The sequence below is a fragment of the Streptomyces sp. NPDC042002 genome (genome assembly GCF_055588305.1).
The window spans coordinates 22,427-38,108 of sequence record NZ_JBVJCT010000037.1; the positions used below are offsets into that span (position 1 = coordinate 22,427).

General features: G+C 70.9%; 10 protein-coding genes. All 10 read right to left on the reverse strand.

Going from position 1 to position 15,682, the window contains the following annotated elements; genetic code table 11:
• Window positions 1-2 precede the first annotated feature (2 nt).
• The 10 genes from ACZ6KY_RS34500 to ACZ6KY_RS34545 all read right to left on the reverse strand — a co-directional run bounded on the left by ACZ6KY_RS34500 (window position 3) and on the right by ACZ6KY_RS34545 (window position 15,657).
• Window positions 3-1,520: a Wzz/FepE/Etk N-terminal domain-containing protein gene (locus ACZ6KY_RS34500; RefSeq protein WP_469314189.1), complete on the reverse strand. Its 1,518-nt coding sequence runs from the start codon at window positions 1,518-1,520 to the stop codon at window positions 3-5.
• Entirely contained in the window at window positions 1,517-2,884 is a 1,368-nt protein-coding gene (locus tag ACZ6KY_RS34505) for a Wzz/FepE/Etk N-terminal domain-containing protein (RefSeq protein WP_469314190.1), read from the reverse strand. The genes ACZ6KY_RS34500 and ACZ6KY_RS34505 overlap by 4 nt, the downstream gene beginning before the upstream one ends.
• Window positions 2,881-4,179 carry a glycosyltransferase family 4 protein gene (locus tag ACZ6KY_RS34510; RefSeq protein ID WP_469314191.1) on the reverse strand — a complete coding sequence of 433 codons (1,299 nt, stop codon included), beginning with the start codon at window positions 4,177-4,179 and terminating at the stop codon, window positions 2,881-2,883. The genes ACZ6KY_RS34505 and ACZ6KY_RS34510 overlap by 4 nt, the downstream gene beginning before the upstream one ends.
• Window positions 4,136-5,455 (reverse strand): nucleotide sugar dehydrogenase, encoded by a 1,320-nt coding sequence (locus ACZ6KY_RS34515; protein ID WP_469314192.1) that lies wholly within the window; start codon window positions 5,453-5,455, stop codon window positions 4,136-4,138. The genes ACZ6KY_RS34510 and ACZ6KY_RS34515 overlap by 44 nt, the downstream gene beginning before the upstream one ends.
• A gap of 73 nt (window positions 5,456-5,528) precedes the next feature.
• A complete protein-coding gene (locus ACZ6KY_RS34520; protein ID WP_469314193.1) occupies window positions 5,529-7,007 on the reverse strand; it encodes a sugar transferase in 1,479 nt (492 codons plus the stop codon).
• A gap of 891 nt (window positions 7,008-7,898) precedes the next feature.
• The gene (locus ACZ6KY_RS34525; protein WP_469314194.1) at window positions 7,899-10,514 is read right to left on the reverse strand and encodes a glycoside hydrolase family 78 protein; all 2,616 of its coding nucleotides are present in this window, start codon (window positions 10,512-10,514) and stop codon (window positions 7,899-7,901) included.
• Window positions 10,507-11,742: a family 1 glycosylhydrolase gene (locus tag ACZ6KY_RS34530; protein WP_469314195.1), complete on the reverse strand. Its 1,236-nt coding sequence runs from the start codon at window positions 11,740-11,742 to the stop codon at window positions 10,507-10,509. Before ACZ6KY_RS34530 ends, ACZ6KY_RS34525 begins: the two co-directional genes overlap by 8 nt.
• A 35-nt stretch (window positions 11,743-11,777) precedes the next feature.
• Complete coding sequence (locus tag ACZ6KY_RS34535) at window positions 11,778-12,689, reverse strand: oligopeptide/dipeptide ABC transporter ATP-binding protein (RefSeq protein WP_469314196.1); 912 nt, start codon at window positions 12,687-12,689, stop codon at window positions 11,778-11,780.
• 68 nt (window positions 12,690-12,757) lie between these two features.
• Window positions 12,758-14,719 (reverse strand): dipeptide/oligopeptide/nickel ABC transporter permease/ATP-binding protein, encoded by a 1,962-nt coding sequence (locus ACZ6KY_RS34540; protein ID WP_469314197.1) that lies wholly within the window; start codon window positions 14,717-14,719, stop codon window positions 12,758-12,760.
• Window positions 14,716-15,657: an ABC transporter permease gene (locus ACZ6KY_RS34545; protein WP_469314198.1), complete on the reverse strand. Its 942-nt coding sequence runs from the start codon at window positions 15,655-15,657 to the stop codon at window positions 14,716-14,718. Before ACZ6KY_RS34545 ends, ACZ6KY_RS34540 begins: the two co-directional genes overlap by 4 nt.
• Between the last annotated feature and the right edge of the window lie 25 nt (window positions 15,658-15,682).

Genomic DNA, 15,682 nt, shown 5'->3' on the forward strand with positions numbered 1-15,682 from the left:
GTCTACCGCGCCTCCTGGTCGCTGTCCGGGACGCGTGCCGCCCACGTCGGCAGCCGCTCAGCCCGCCGCCGGCCCGTCCCGTTCTGCCGGGCCGGCAGCTCGTTCTGGCCGCGCAGCGCGGTGTGCGGCCCGTCCCACAGCGTGCCGTCGGTCCGGTCACGCGGATCGGGGTCGATCAGCACCACACCGATCACCGGAACGCGCTGGTCGGCGAGCTGCCGCGCCACGGTGTGCAGCCATGCGGCACTGCCGTGCCCGGCACGCACGACGAGCACGGTCTGTGTGCCGAGGTACTGGAGGTCGGTCCACGCCGTGCCGGGCGCCACCGAGCCGACGCCGAGCCGGCGCTCCTGATGGGACACGGCCGCGGCATGCCCGGCGCTTACCACGGCCGGGTCTCCTGGTTTCGGGCGGCGCTTGGCGAGCTGCTGGCCGGGCAGATCATCGACGATGACCACCGGCCCGTCCGCCGCCAGTGCCCTGGCGAGGTCCAGGGCGATCACGCTCGCGTTGCGCGCACAGCCCAGTTCCAGCAGTGACACCGGTTCCGTGGAGCTGTGCACGCGGGCCAGTGACGCGGTGAGCCGTTCGCGTGCCGCCCGGATCCGTCGGCGTCGCCACAGCCTGGCCGGCCGACGGGGCAGCTCTGCGATGACCGAGGCGCCGAGGTTCGCCGCGATGTCCCGGCGGAGCACGGGGCGGTCCGCCACCACCGTGCCGACCGCGGCCACCGCGAGCCCGAGGACGAGCCCGAGGACGAGCCCGATCGCGGCGTTGGCGGCAGCGGTTCTGGGCAGAGAGTGCCGCACCGCGCGCGGTGCGTCCACGACCTGCGTGCCGACGATGAGCTGGGGTGTGCCGATGCGCGCCTCCGCGGCGCGCTGGCTGAAATCGGTGATCCGCGAGGTGAGTTCGGCCCGGCTGGCGAAGAGGGACTCCAGGTCCGCCGACGCCTTCGGCCCGCTCTGCGACGATCCGTCCCCGATCGCCTTGTTGACCTGGGCGAGTTCGGCCTGCATCCGGTCACGCTGGTCGAGCAGGGCCTTGGCCTCGGCGTTGGTGGTGTTCTTTATCCGCGTCACATGGTCGGCGACGAACGCGTCGGCCAGCGCCTTCGCGCGGGCCACCGCCTCCGCGTCGCTTTTACCGGTCACAGTGATCTGCAGCAGGTTGTTGGTCAGGCCGACAGCCCCGTACTCCCGCAGGAAGTCCTGAGGGTCTTCCGGGGACCCGAGGGACCGCAGGGCTTCGGCGGCGATCCGCGTGGTCTGCAGCAGTCCGACGTCGGTGCGGATCAGCGTTCCGGGATCGTTCGGCTGGTCCTCCTGATGCGCGACCAGCACTTTGGCCACGGCGGTCGGCGGTGGCGGCAGCAGGACCGCCGCCGCGGTGCCGACGAGCAGCCCCAGCAGTGCCATGGAGCACCAGAGACGGCGCCGCCTCCGCACCGCCACCACCAGCGCCTGCAGGTCGAGCAGCGGAGCGGCGGCCGACGACTCCGGAGTCGTACTCGTCGTCACCCTGCACTTCCCTTCGCGTCGTTGCGCACCGCGAGCACCGGCGTGGCGGCATCCCGAGGACGGTCGGCGGATTTCGTCGCACGGGCCCGGACCGGGCCGGCGAGGACGATGCCGACGACCTCGTGCTTGGCGTCCGTACAGGCCTCGGCGATGCCGGCGAGCTCAACTGCGGTCCAGGCGCCCGCGCTGAGCACGACCAGGACACCGGACTCGTTGTCGCGGTCCGGCACCAGCGGTTGGGACGCCGAGACCCCCGCCACCCGCAGCATCGGATCGTTCCCGGCCTCGGCGACGAGCTGCCCGGCGGCCCGGCGGGCGATCTCGTCGCCGTCCGGGACGACGACCAACAGCCGTCGAGGGGAGGGCAGTTGGTCCCGGAGACGGGTGGAAACCCGCCGGTAGCGGATCTGTCTGCTGGCCTCGTCGCCGGATGTCAGCGGGGTCGGCATGTCCCACCGGGTGTCGACGCCCAGCAGCCGGCGGATCCGGGCCCGAGTGCCACGGCGCTCCGGCCGGTGCCCGGAGCGTTCACCAGGTACGTCGACGGTGCCCAACAGCGTCGAGCCCAGCGCCGCGGCGATCTCCGGTTCGGTGCGCAGTCGGCGGCTCATCCGTGCGGCGCTGAGATGTCCGACGACCGCGAGCAGGAAGGAGAGCAGCGCCCCGCCTACGATGAGCTGAATCCTCGTCGGCGGTGCCTCGCCGGTCGGTCGGGCGGCCGACCCCATGACGACCATGTTGGCCTTGTTCGCGGCCGGGCCGGCCTGGTCCAGCTTGGTGATGGCCTCCTGCAGCGAGGTGCGCAGCTTCTCGAGTTCGGTGCGGGTCTGCACGCTCTCCACGGTCTGGCCCGGATCGGTCGCATCGGCGAGGTCGGTGATGCGGCGGTTGGTCTGCACCACCATCTGCTGCAGTGCCTCGAGCTGAGCCGCCGCCTCGGGGTCGGTGTTGTCGTCCACGATCCGCGCGGCGAACGCGACGAACTGCTGGGCCACCTGGTCCGAGAGCTGCTGTGCGCGCTCGGGGGTGTCGGCCGTGCCCGAGATCTTGATGATGTTCGCGTCGGCGGCCTTGGCACTCACCTGATCCCGCAGCTCGCTGCCGCTGACCCCATGCCAGTGAAGCGTGGCGGCCGCGCGGTCGACCACCACCGAACTGGTCGCGATCTCCGCCTGGGTCAGCAGCTCGCGCTCCTCCCACGCACCTGGCAGCAGTACCGATGCCGACGTCGTGTAGCGCGGCGGAAACAGCAGGGAGGCGCCGTACCCGATGAGCGCTCCCACCAAGGCGAGGATGGTGAGAAGCCGCCAGCGCCGACGGATGATCCGCCCGATCGTGGCCAGCCGTATCGTGTCATCGCTCAACGGTGCGGCCTCCGTCTTGCACGGTCCGGGTCGCCCTCCGACACCGGAGCGTCGTCATGGCAGGCGGCGGTGTAGGCGGCGAGCAGCGATCGCTGGGAGTTCCGCCAGGAGAGCGCCCCGCTGATCCGCTCCTGGCCGATCTTGCCCATCAGGGCCCGTTTCTCCGGATCGTCCAGCAGCAGCGCGATGAGCCCCGCGAACTCGGCCTCGTCGTTGGCGGGTGCGTAGAGGGCGGCGTCACCGGCGGAGACTCGCGCCTCCCGGAGGTCGAACGAGACGATCGGCCGGCCCATCACCATGTACTCCAGGACCTTGTTCATGGTCGACACGTCGTTGAGCGGATTGCGCGGGTCGGGGGAGAGGCACACGTCCGCGGTGGACAGGTAGCGCACCAGATCGGCGTCCGGAATCCGCCCCGTGAACTGCACCTGCTCCGAGAGCCCGAGTTCCCGGGACAGCTCCACCATCGCGTCGAAGGTGTCGCCGGCGCCGACGAACACCGCGTGCCAGTCGGTCCGTCCGAGCTCGTCGCGCAGTTTCGTGAGGGCCCGCAAGGCGTAGTCGACGCCGTCCTGTGGGCCCATGACGCCGAGGTAGCACAGCAGATGAGGCTTGCCGCGCTTCAGCTCCGGCTCGGGCGGTACGGGGTGGAACCGGTCGATGTCGGGCGCGCTGCGGACCACGAACACGTCCGACGGCCGCCGACCGCCACGGCGCACCGCGACATCCCGGTAGCTCTCGTTCGTGGCGAGCACGACGTCCGCGGCCCGGTAGGTCCGCCGTTCGAGCGCGCACACGGCGCGGTAGAGCAGATCCTCGCCGCGGCCGAAGCGGGAGAGGTACAGCTCGGGTACCAGGTCGTGCTGGTCGAAGACGAACCGCGCTCCGCGCCGCTTCAGCCACAGCGCCGGCAGGAACAGCAGGTCAGGCGGGTTGCAGGCGTGGACCACGTCGACCGGCCCGACCTTCCGGGCCAGCCGGACCGTATGCCACAACGCCGATCCGTACTCCCGCAGATAGCCGGCCGGACCTCCGGTGGCCGCACGTAAGGGATAGCGGTGGATCCGCACCCCGTCGATCTCCGCCTCCGGCTCGGTGTCCCGCTTACTGCCCTGGGGACAGATGACGTGCACCTTCCAGCCCGCGTCGCGCAGTGTCGTGCACTCCTGCCACACCCGTCGGTCGAAGGGCACCGACAGGTTCTCCACAAGGATCAGCGCACGCCGGTCCGGCCGGTCGCCGCTGGTCGTGTTACCAAGCAAGGCCCATGTATCCCGGTTCGGCCCGGCGCGCATCGGCGTCGGGAAGGTGGATGAGGTCGACAATCACCGGGCCGGCGCCGCCATGGGGCAGGGCCGACAGCACGGCCGGATCCCTGGTCCCGACGAGGCACACCTCGGCGTGATCGAGTACCTCCTCGACGGAATCCGCGAGCAGCTGCGCGAGGTGCGGCAGCCGGGTCTCGATGTACTCGCGGTTCGCGCCGAGCAGTCGGGAGAGGCTCACGTTGGCGTCGTGGATCCGCAGGTCGTAACCCTTGCCGAAGAGCCTCTCCGCCAGCTCGACGAGCGGGCTCTCGCGGAGGTCGTCGGTGCCGGGTTTGAAGGACAACCCGAACAGGCCCACCCGGCGCTTGCCGGTGCGCTCGACCAGTTCCACCGCGCGCTGCAGATGATCGGAGTTGGAGGGGAGCACATGGGCGAGGATGGGCACCGAGACATCGGCCCGCTGCGCCGCGTGGACCAGGCTGCGCAGGTCCTTGGGCAGGCAGGAACCACCGAAGGCGAAGCCGGGCCGCAGGTAGGCGGGGCTGATGTTCAGCTTGCGGTCGGCCAGGAACACGTCCATCACCTGGTGCGAGTCCACCCCGAGCGCCTGGCACACCGCGCCCAGCTCGTTCGCGAAGCCGATCTTGAGGCCGTGGAACGCGTTGTCCGCGTATTTGATGGCCTCGGCCGTCGGGACCGGAACCCGGAACACCTCGCCGGGCAAGCCGTCGTACAGCGCTCCCACCACATCGCCGCTTGCCGGGTCGAGTTCGCCGATGACTGTCTTGGGCGGGTCGAAGAAGTCACGCACGCTCGTGCCCTCGCGCAGGAACTCCGGGTTGACCGCGACCCCGATGTCCACCCCGGCTGTTCCGCCGACGTACTTCTCCAGGATCGGTACCAGCAGGTTGAGGCAGGTGCCCGGGAGCATGGTGCTGCGGAACACGACGGTGTGCCGCCCGCCCCGCTCGGCCAGCGCGGCGCCGATCTGCTCGGTGACCCGCTCCAAGTACGTGGTGCACAGGCTGCCGTTGGGCTCCGACGGTGTACCCACGCAGACCAGCGACACCTCGCTGCCGCGGATCGCCTCGCGGACGTCGTCGGTGGCGCGTAACGCTCCCGTCCCCACGACCTCGGCGATGAGCTCGCCGATCCCCTCCTCGACCACCGGGGCCTTGCCTTCGTTGACCAGGTCGACCTTCACCTGGTTCACGTCCACCCCGATGATCTCGTGACCCATGCTGGCCAGGCACGCGGCCGACACACAGCCCACGTAGCCGAGCCCGAAAACGCTGACTCTCATGACCCGTTCCTCCCCCCAGGCAGGCCCTGCCGGCCCGCGGTCCGCGCGTCGGCCGGACGACGACTTCCTCGCATCAGTAGGCCCCCTGCCCGTAGAGCACCGCACGCAGCGTCTTCCACAAGATCACTGTGTCCAGGGCGAGCGACCAGTCCTCCACGTACCGCAGGTCCAGCCGGACCGCCTCCTCCCACGACAGGTCGCTGCGTCCGCTGATCTGCCACAGGCCGGTGAGCCCGGGCTTGACCAGCAGTCGCCGACGGATCTCCGGGCCGTACGCGGCGGACTCCTCCGGTAACGGAGGCCGCGGACCGACGAGCGACATCGATCCGGTGAGCACGTTGAACAGTTGCGGGAGCTCATCGACCGAGTACCGGCGCAACACTGCTCCCACCCGGGTCACCCGTGGATCCCGGCGGAGCTTGAACAGCAGGCCGGCGCCCTCGTTGCGGTCGGCCAGTTCGGCACGTGCCCCGTCGGCCCCGGTGACCATGGTGCGGAACTTGAGAATCGTGAACTCGCGGCCGTCCTTGCCGACCCTGCGCTGGCGATAGAACGCCCCACCCCGACTGTCCGCCAGCACGAGCAGCCCGACGAACACCATCAGCGGCGCGAACAGCATCAGCAGAATCGTTGCGCCTATGCGGTCGACGACCCCTTTGATCGCCCGGCGGCCCCCGGTGAAGGTCGGCATACTGACCCGCAGCAGCGGGATCCCGAGCACCGCGTCGATGTGCAGCCGCGGGCCGGCCACCTCCATCAGCACGGGGGCCACGACCATCTCGGCGTCGCTGCCTTCGAGGTTCCAGGCCAGCCGCTGCAGCCGGTCCGGTGACCAGTGCGGGTCCGGTGTGACCGCGACGACACGGTAGCCCTCGCGCTGGACATGCCCCGCGACGTCCGACAGCCGGCCGACGACCGGCACTCCGTCCAGGTGGTCACCGTCGAGCCCGAGACCGTCCGTCGTGCACACCGCGTCCACCCGCCAGCCGAGGTGCGGGAACTTACGGGTTCGGGTGATCAGGTCGCGCACGGTGGCCACGCTTCCGGCAGCGAGCACAGGTCGCAGGCACCGGCCTTCCTTTCGCTGCTTGTGCAGCCGGAGGCGCAGCAGATACCGCGCGGTCATGGTGGTGAGCGCGATCGCGGGGATCGCGACGAAGATCCATAACTTGATGTTGCGCGAGGTGAGGGCGATCCCGCCGAGCGCCAGTACGACGGTCGCCGCGAACAGCGAGCGTCCGAGCCGGCGGAATTCCTCGGCGCCCTGGCCGAGCACGGCCGGAGCCCATGACCGGCTCACCGCGAGCGCGCCCAGCACCAGCAGTTCGGTGCCGAACGCGAGAATCCCCCACTTCTCGTGCCAGTTGGCCGCGTCACGGGCCCCGAAGAAGTTGCCGATCGCCGCCACCACGAACGCGGTCGCCACCGTATCGCTGGTGATCACGGCACGGCGATACCGCTGCTCCCACTCGATCGCGGGCTGGTTGATCGCCCCGCTCGCCAGACGCTCGCGCGCAGACGGAAACGGGCTGACTAGTCCCCCTTGCCGCACAGAACCCCCCAGGTTCCCAGTGGTTCGACGTGGTCGCCTAACACTGTTCCGGGAGGTCCCCGCCTCCCGCGCCGCGCTGTTCCTCCCCCGGGAGGCCCCGCCTCCCGCGCATGGCATATCGGCTATTTCAGATCAACTCGAACAACTCAACCTGGCGACAGCGGACTCGAATGCCCTGCCAGACTCTCGAAGTGCGCGGGAACCCGTCGAAACCTCGGGTGCTCCCCGCACCCAGGGCCACCTTCGGAGTCCAGGAACTGATCACCCCCACGTCTGGCGCCGGAAACGCGAATGGCCGCTTCCCGCAGCACCGGACCTATAGATCATTAACGGTCGCCTCGTGTCCGAACAGCTGAAGCACGGTCAATCTAGACCATCGGGGCCAGTATGAAGAGAGGGATGTGTGTAATTTGTGATCGAGCTTTGAGGCTGGATGCACCGATCGGTGACCGACTATGGATGCCTTCACGCCATCGCGCGATCCAGCAGCGCACTCGGCCTTCCGGGTGCGGCTTCGACGCGGCAGTGATCGGCGGGCTGCGGCGGGCCTTCCGCTGCGCCCGGTTCGGCAACAGCTTCCCGCTGTTCACACATTCCTCACCAACGCCTACCAGGAGGCGACGAACACCCCTGACTGCGCCGCAGTCAGAACTACAACAGCGCCTCCGGTCCGTCCCCAGGGCACCTTCTTCCCGCCGTCGTAGGCCGCGTGCGGCGACCAACACCTTCGCGGTGGCTTGAACCCTGCGCGTCGATGACTCCCACGGTGGGCGCGGCCTCACGGCCTCACCAAGGCCGGGATGCCACGGAGTCCGAAGCCGCCCATCGCGACGGTGGCGCCGCCGGGGATGTCTGCCACGGTAGCGGCAGCCGAACCCGCGACCTTGTCCGTCAGCTTTCTCCTTCGGCGAGCATTTCGTCGAGCGGAAACGGCGGGGACGGATGCCATTCGCGATCAGCCTGCGGGCCCGGGTGCGGCACCACGAAGCGATGCCTGCCGCATTCGATCTCCCTGGGTTCGAGACCCGGCAGGACGACTGTCGCGACCGACCCGGTCGGCACGGTGACGTCGACGCGGAGTTCGCCCTCGGCTCGCTCCCACGCGACCTCGGCCAGGCCGTAGGGAGTGCGGTGCGCCGTGCGGGCCCACGAGATCCGTCCCCCGGGTCGCGGCTCGATCCGCAGCGACCGGTACCCCGGCGAGCCGGGCCGGAGCCCGGCGACCACGCGATGCATCCAGTCGGCCACCGAGCCCAGGGCGTAGTGGTTGAACGACGTCATCTCCCCGGGGTTGACCGAACCGTCGGGGAGCATGGAGTCCCAGCGTTCCCAGATCGTGGTGGCCCCCATCGTCACCGGATACAGCCAGGAGGGGCACTCGGTCTGGAGCAGCATCTGGTAGGCGTCGTCGATCGCCCCCGCGGACGTGAGGGCGTCGCAGATCACCGGGGTACCGAGGAAGCCCGTGGCGACCTTGTGGCCCTTCTCCCGTACCAGCCGGACCAGTTGCCGGGCCGCCCGCGCGCGTTGCCCGGCGTCGGGCAGCAAGGCGAACTCGAGCGCCAGGGCATAGCCGGTCTGCCCGGAGTCGGCGATCCGGCCCCCCGGTGTCACGAACTCGTCGTGGAACGCCTGGCGGACCCCGTTGGCGAGGTCGGCGTACTTGGCGGCGTCCGCTTCCTCGCCGATCACCGCGGCGATCCGGGACAGCAGGCCGGCGACGTGCGCACGGTAGGCGGTGGCCACCAGGTGCGCGTCGGTCTCGGCCTGCCAGGGCGCGTCCGGAGGTGCCGCCGGGTCGAGCCAGTCGCCGAGCTGCAACGCCGGCTCGTCGAAGAGGCCGGCCGGCCCAAGCGACGCGGTCACGCCGTCGACCCAGGCCCGCATGCTCGCGTACTGGCGACGGAGCAGCCCCGCATCGCCGAACCGCTGGTAGAGCACCCAGGGGACGATCACCGCGGCGTCACTCCAGCCGGCCGTCGGAGACGGTTCCGCGAACGGGCCCGGGAAGTCGATCCTTGGCACGAACAGCGGGACGACGCCCTCCGCGGTCTGGTCCGCGGCCAGATCGGCCAGCCAGGAGGTGAGCAGGCCGGCGCAGTCGAAGAGGTAGGCGGCCGTGGGCGCGAAGATCTGGATGTCACCGGTCCAGCCCAGGCGCTCGTCACGTTGCGGGCAGTCGGTGGGGACGTCGACGAAGTTGCCGCGCATCCCCCACACGACGTTCTCGTGCAGACGGTTGAGCAAGGGGTCGGAGCATTCGAACCAGCCGGTGCGGCGCATGTCCGAGTGGTAGACGACCGCCGTCGCCTCCAGTTCGTCGTAGTCGCCGCTCACCTCGGCGTAGCGAAAGCCGTGACAGGTGAAGGACGGCTCCCAGCCCTCGCCGACGGCGTCCCCGGCGAGCACGTACCGGTCCGTGGCCGTGGCCGTGCGCAGCGGCCGCACCCCGAGCTCGCCGCCCTCCAGCACCTCTGCATGGCGCAGGGTGACGGTCGCGCCGCGGCGGCCGCGCACCCGGATGCGGAGTCGTCCCACCAGGTTCTGGCCGAAGTCGAGGACGGTACGGCCCGAGGGGGTGGTGATCGTGTCGACCGGCACGCGCTCCTCGACCGCCCGGACGGGCGGCCCCGACGGCGCCACCAGGGTGGCGGGGTCGCGCTCGCCGCGGTGCACACCGCCCCACTCCTGGTCGTCGAATCGGGGACTCGACCAGCCGGGTACGGCCATCGTCGCGTCGTGGGTCTCGCCCTCGTAGAGATCCGCGGACCGGATCGGCCCGGTCGAGGAGCGCCAGCCCTCGTCGGTGGGGATGACCTGACGCCTGCCGTCGGCGTAGTCGATCTCGAGTTGGGCGAGCAGGCCCAGCGAGCTGCCGTAGGTGTCGCGCCACCCGGGCACGAACCCGAGCCGGCCTCGCCACCAGCCGTCGGCGACCTGCACCCCGATCGCGTTCTCACCGGCGCGCACCTGCCCGGTGACGTCGTAGGTCTGGTAGCGCAGCCGGTGGTGGTAGCTGGTCCATCCCGGGGCGAGGGTGTCGTCGCCGACCCGCTCGCCGTTGAGTTCGGCCACGTAGAGCCCGTGCGCCGTGATGTAGAGGCGGGCGCGGGCGATCTCGCCGTCGGCGAGGAAGGAGCGTCGCAGCAGTGCCGCCGGCCCCCGCTCGTCCCCGGCCGGCTCGATCAGCGCGGCCTCCCAGTCGTCGGCGATGAGACCGCGTTCCACGCCGACCGGGTCGCTCCAGTCGGAGACCTCGCCGTCGGTGCCGATGACACGGACCCTGACCTCGCGCGCTTCGCGGGACGCCAGCGGTCTCGCGGGCCACGGCACCAGCACGGAGTCGGCCGAGTCGACGTGGAAGAACTCGTCGCCGATGGTCAGCTCGTAGGCGGCCTGGCGTCTGCCGTGCCGGCTCGCGACCTGCCAGGAGAGTCGCGGGCGGTCCTCCCCGACGCCGAGCGGATCGTCGCGATGTTCGAAGCGGACGGCGGAGACCTCATCCACGGCGCAGCTCCGCGACCAGGTCGCCGTAGCGGCCCGCGCTCGGTTTCGGCGTGCGCTCGAAGGTGACGGGGTCGAAGCTGTGCAGCCCGAGCTTGGGCCCGAAGCCGAAGATCCACTCGAAGTTGTCCACAAGAGTCCAGTGGAAGTAGCCGAGCACCGGGACGCCGCCGTCCATCGCCTGCTGCAGACCTGCCAGCGACGGCTCGATGAAAGCGGCGCGCTTCGTGTCGTCGTCCGCCTGCATGCCGTGCTCGGTGACCAGGACCGGCACGCCGCTCACCGAATGGGCGTACTCCGCGCAACTGCCGAGCGACGCCGGGTCGGTACGGTTCATCACCCCGCCCTCGGCAGGCGTGCCGTCGGCGTTCACCGCACGCTTCGCGTCGTAGTGGTGCCGCTCGTAGTTCTGGACGCCGATGAAGTCGTCCTCGCGGGCGAGTTCGAGCCAGGGCTGGTAGACCTCGGCGCGCTTGCGGTCGCGCAGGGTGGGGTCCGGGCCGTGGACGAGGTCGTCCACGACCGCGATCGACAGGCCGACGGGAAGATCCGCGCGACGCGCCTTGATCGCCGCACGGGCCGCACGGTGCCCCGCGGCCTGGCCCGCGAGCAGGGCGCCGGACTCCTCGGCGAGCGTGATGTTGGTGAGGCGGTAGCGCTCGACGCCGGCCGCCCGGGTGCAGGCCTCCAGCGTCGCGCGCTCCAGGTCCCGGACGAAGTCGGGCAGCCCGGCCCAGGCGAGCATCGGCGGCAGGTTGGGTTCGTTCATCGTCACCGCCACCGCGATCCGGTCACCGAAGGCCGTCATGATCCGGTCGCAGAAGCGCGCGAACCGTTCCGGGGCCTCGGCGTCGAGCCACCCGCCGCGCGCGGCGAACCAGTGCGGGGCGACGAAGTGGTGGAACGTGACGACCGGCGCCAGACCCCGCTCGACGCAGTGGTCGACGATCGCCTCGTAGTGGGCCAGCGCGGTGGCGGAGAACTCGCCTTCCACGGGCTCGACGCGCGCCCACTCGACGGAGAAGCGGTAGGCGTTGAGGTTCAGGGCGGCGGCCAGGTCGACGTCCTCGCGCCAGCGTTCCCAGCCGTCGCAGGCCTTGCCCGACCGCTCCTTGAAGACGGTCGGTGTCACGTTCTCGGCGAACCAGCAGTCACTGTCGACGTTGTCGCCCTCGGTCTGGTGGCCGGCGCTGGCCACCCCCCAGAGGAAGTCGGCGGGGAACTGGTGCATGGGATCTCCCTAGGTGGTGCGGGGGTCAGCGGGTTTCAGTGGGTCGCACGAAGCGCGGCGACCTCGTCGAGGCGGTGGCAGGCCGCAGAGGTGTCACCGGTGCGGGTGAGCGGCGGGCGCTCGGTGCGGCAGAGGTCCCCCGCGAGCGGGCACCGGTTCACGAACGGACAGCCCGTCGGCGCCGCCGCGGCCGTCCCGGCCGCGCCGATGCCCAGTGCTTCGCGCGCGGCGCGACGGCGCGCCTGCTCGGCCGGATCGGGCACGGGTGCCGCCGCGGTCAGCGCCACGGTGTACGGGTGACGCGGTTCCTGGGTCACCGACTCGACAGCGCCCTGCTCCATCACCTGGCCGCGGTAGAGGACGACGACCCGCTGGGAGAGGAACCGGACGACACCCAAGTCGTGGGCGATGAAGAGCAGGGCGAGTTGCCGCTGGTCACGCAGATCGGCCAGCAGGTTCAGCACATGCGCCTGGGTCGAGAGATCGAGGGCGCTGACCGGCTCGTCGAGCACGATCACCCTCGGGTCGCAGACCAGGGCTCGGGCGATCGCCACTCGCTGACGCTGACCACCGGAGAACTGCGCCGGAGAGCGGTCGATCGCGTCGCTCGGGAGCCCGACCGCCTCAAGGGCGTCCCGGGCGCGCTGCCCCTGCTCCTGCTTCGGTACGCGCAGCACCCGGAGCGGCTCCACCAGGGTCTGGCCGATGGTCTGGGCCGGGTTGAGGGAGGAGTAGGGGTCCTGGAAGACCGCGCGCAGGTCGATCGCGCTGACCCGCCGCTGTCGCAGCGAGGCCGTGGTGATGTCCGTCCCGTTCAGCGTGATCGACCCGGAGCTCGCCGCCTGGAGTCCCAGGATCGCCTTGCCGATGGTCGACTTGCCGGAGCCGGACTCACCGACCAGCCCGAGCGTCTCGCCCGGCGCGATGTCGAAGCCGACCCCGTTCACGGCGGGAGGGGTCCTGTGACGACGTCCGTAGTGAACGACGAGATCCCGCACACGGAGCGCTGACTGGTTCATCGGACGACTCCGGATTCGTTCGGCGTGGCCGTGCTCGGCGCCAGGGCCAGTGGATGGATACAGCGCGCGGTTCCCGCGCCGTGCGCCGGCGCCGCGGCGATCGGCTCGTGGCATTCGGGGGTGACCAGAGGGCACCGGCTCGCGAACCGGCAGCCGGTGGGCCAGTCCTTCGGCGCCGGCACCGTGCCGGGAATCGAGGGCAGCCGGTCCGGGACCGCCTCCCCCTGCGGGATGTGGGGGTTCGCGCCCAGCAGCGCGCCCGTGTAGGGATGCGCGGCCTGGCCCAGGACCTCGGACACGGTCCCGGACTCGACCACTTGACCGGCGTACATGACGGCGACGTCGTCGCACAGGTCCGCCACCACCCCGAGGTCGTGACTGACCAGGACGACCGACAGGCCGGTGCCGCGCACCAGTGAACGCAGCAGGCTGAGGATCTCCGCCTGCACCGTCACGTCCAGAGCGGTGGTCGGCTCGTCGGCGATCAGGAGCTTCGGCGAGCCGGTGAGCGCGAGGGCGATGCAGACGCGCTGGGCCATGCCGCCGGACAGTGTGTGAGCGTGGCTGCGCAGAATCCGCTCGGGGTCGACGATGCCGACCTGGGCGAGCAGGTCGAGCGCGATGCGGCGGGCCTCGGTGCGGCCGACTCCGCGGAAGCGGCGGATGGGCCGGGTGAGCTGGTGGCCGATGGAGAACATCGGGTCGAGCGCGACCATCGGCTCCTGCGAGATCATCGCGATGTCCCGCCCGCGGACGGCCTGGTACTGCTTGTCGGGGAGCCCGACGAGCTCTCGCCCCTCGAAGAGGATGGAGCCGCCGCTGACCTCGACGCCGTCGGGCAGCAGTCCCATCAGTGACCGCGCGGTCATCGTCTTGCCGCACCCGGACTCGCCGACCAGGCCGAGCACGGTGCCGGACCGGACCGACACCGAGACACCGGTGACCAGTTCCGTGCCCTCCACGACGCCGACGTGCAGGTCGCGCACCTGGAGCAGGGCTCCATCGGTCCGAGCGGTCGCCTCGCCCGCGGCCGGAGCCGCCGCCCGGGGTCGGCCCGCTCGTCGCACGGGGCGGCGGGCAGGGGCGGTCCGCTCCCGCTCACCGGCCAGGGCGTCGGCGATCTGGTTGGCCGCGATCACGGTCAGCGCGAGCACGACGCCGGTGGGAACCATCATCCAGGCGTCGTCGTAGATGTGCTGCTGAGCGTCGCCGATGAGGCCGCCCCAGCTCGGCGCCGGTATGGCAGGCCCGTAGCCCATGAAGGCCAGGCCGGCCTCGATCAGGATGCCGAGCGCGAAGAGCTGCGCCGCCTGGACGGCGATCGTCGTCGCCATGCCCGGCAGTACGTGACGCACGTTCACCAGGAGGGAGCCGACGCCGTTCACCTTCGCCGCGTCGACATGGAGGCGGGTGCGCAGCGACTGCGCCAGCGCGAGCAGGATCCGGTACACCGGCGCGGCGAGCAGCAGCCCGAGGACGGCCATGATGGCCCAGACGTGGACGCCCACCGCGCCGACGAAGGCGAGCAGGATCACGGTGGTCGGCAGGGCCAGGAGCAGTTCGGCGACGCGGCTGAGGGTCCCTTCGACCCTGCGACCGTGCTCGGCGGCGAGCAGCGCCATCGGCACGCCGACGCAGAAGGCCACCGCGACGGACAGCAGGGCCGGGCCGATCGAGATCCAGCCACCGGTGACGATCCGGGAGAAGATGTCGCGGCCCAGTTCGTCGGTGCCGAGCCAGTGCCGGCCCGATGGGCCCGCCAGGGCGTGCGCGAGGTCCTGCCGGCCGACCTGGAACGGCACCCACCAGCGCGCGGTCGCCGAGGCGATCACGATCGCGGCCAGCCATGCGGTCGCCAGCACGGTGACGGGGCGGCGCAGCGAGGCCGGCAGTCGGCGCCTGCCGGACGTCGGCGCGGGCGCCACGGGCACCTGGACGGGTTCGGTGAAGACGGTCACGCGGCACGAACCTTCGGGTCGAGGGCGGCGAGGACGAGGTCGAGGAGCAGATTGGTGACGACCACGACCACGGTGGCGATGACGACGACGCCCTGGACCGCGGGGAAGTCGTGGGTGTTGATCGCGCCCTGTGCGGCCTGGCCGAGACCGGGCAGCGCGAAGAGCTGCTCGATGATGACCGAGCCGCCGAAGAGGGCGATGAACTGGATGCCGATCACCGACACGACCGGCGCGCCGGCGAAGCGCAGCGCGTGCAGGTAGCGGATCCGCCAGAGCGGCGTGCCGAGGGCCCGCAGGGTGCGGATGTGCTCCTGCCGCAGCGCGTTGGCCATGCCGGCCCTGGTCGTGCGCGCGATGATCGCGGCTCCGGTCAGACCCAGCGCGAGCACCGGGAGGACCAGGCTCTGGACGTACTGCGCCGGCGAGATCGTGAAACCGACATAGCCGGTGGCGGGCAGCAGGTGCGCCTTCACCGAGAGCAGATACACCAGCAGGATGCCGAGCCAGAACTGCGGCAGGGAGAGCATGATCCCGCTGGTCACGGTGATCAGGCGATCGAGTCTGCCGCCGCGCACCGCCGCCACGACTCCGGCCAGGATCCCCAGGATCGCGCTGAACAGGGTCGCGAGGACGGCCATCGAAGCGGTGACCGGTACGCGCTGCATGAGGTCCGGCCAGATGCCGTGACCGTCGATCAGCGAGACCCCGAGGTCGCTGCGGACGGCGTGTCCGAGCCAGCTCGCGTACTGGGCGACGAGCGGACGGTCCCAGCCGAGCCGGACGTTCTCCGCCGCGATCTGGGCCTTGGTCGCTCCTTCCCCGGCGGTGATGGCTCCTGGGCTGCCGCCGGAGGCGTGCACCAGGAGGAAACTCAGGGCGGACGCCACCAGGACGGTGACGGCACCGAGCCCGATACGACGGGCGACGTAGGTGAACATGGCATGAGTTCCTTTCCGTGATCAC

What these genes read in the sequence shown, in the direction of transcription:
- ACZ6KY_RS34510 (WP_469314191.1), bottom strand. Translation starts at nt 4,179, where the DNA reads ATGCGCGCCGGGCCGAACCGGGATACATGGGCCTTGCTTGGTAACACG.
- ACZ6KY_RS34530 (WP_469314195.1), bottom strand. Translation starts at nt 11,742, where the DNA reads ATGCACCAGTTCCCCGCCGACTTCCTCTGGGGGGTGGCCAGCGCCGGC.
- ACZ6KY_RS34545 (WP_469314198.1), bottom strand. Translation starts at nt 15,657, where the DNA reads ATGTTCACCTACGTCGCCCGTCGTATCGGGCTCGGTGCCGTCACCGTC.
- ACZ6KY_RS34515 (WP_469314192.1), bottom strand. Translation starts at nt 5,455, where the DNA reads ATGAGAGTCAGCGTTTTCGGGCTCGGCTACGTGGGCTGTGTGTCGGCC.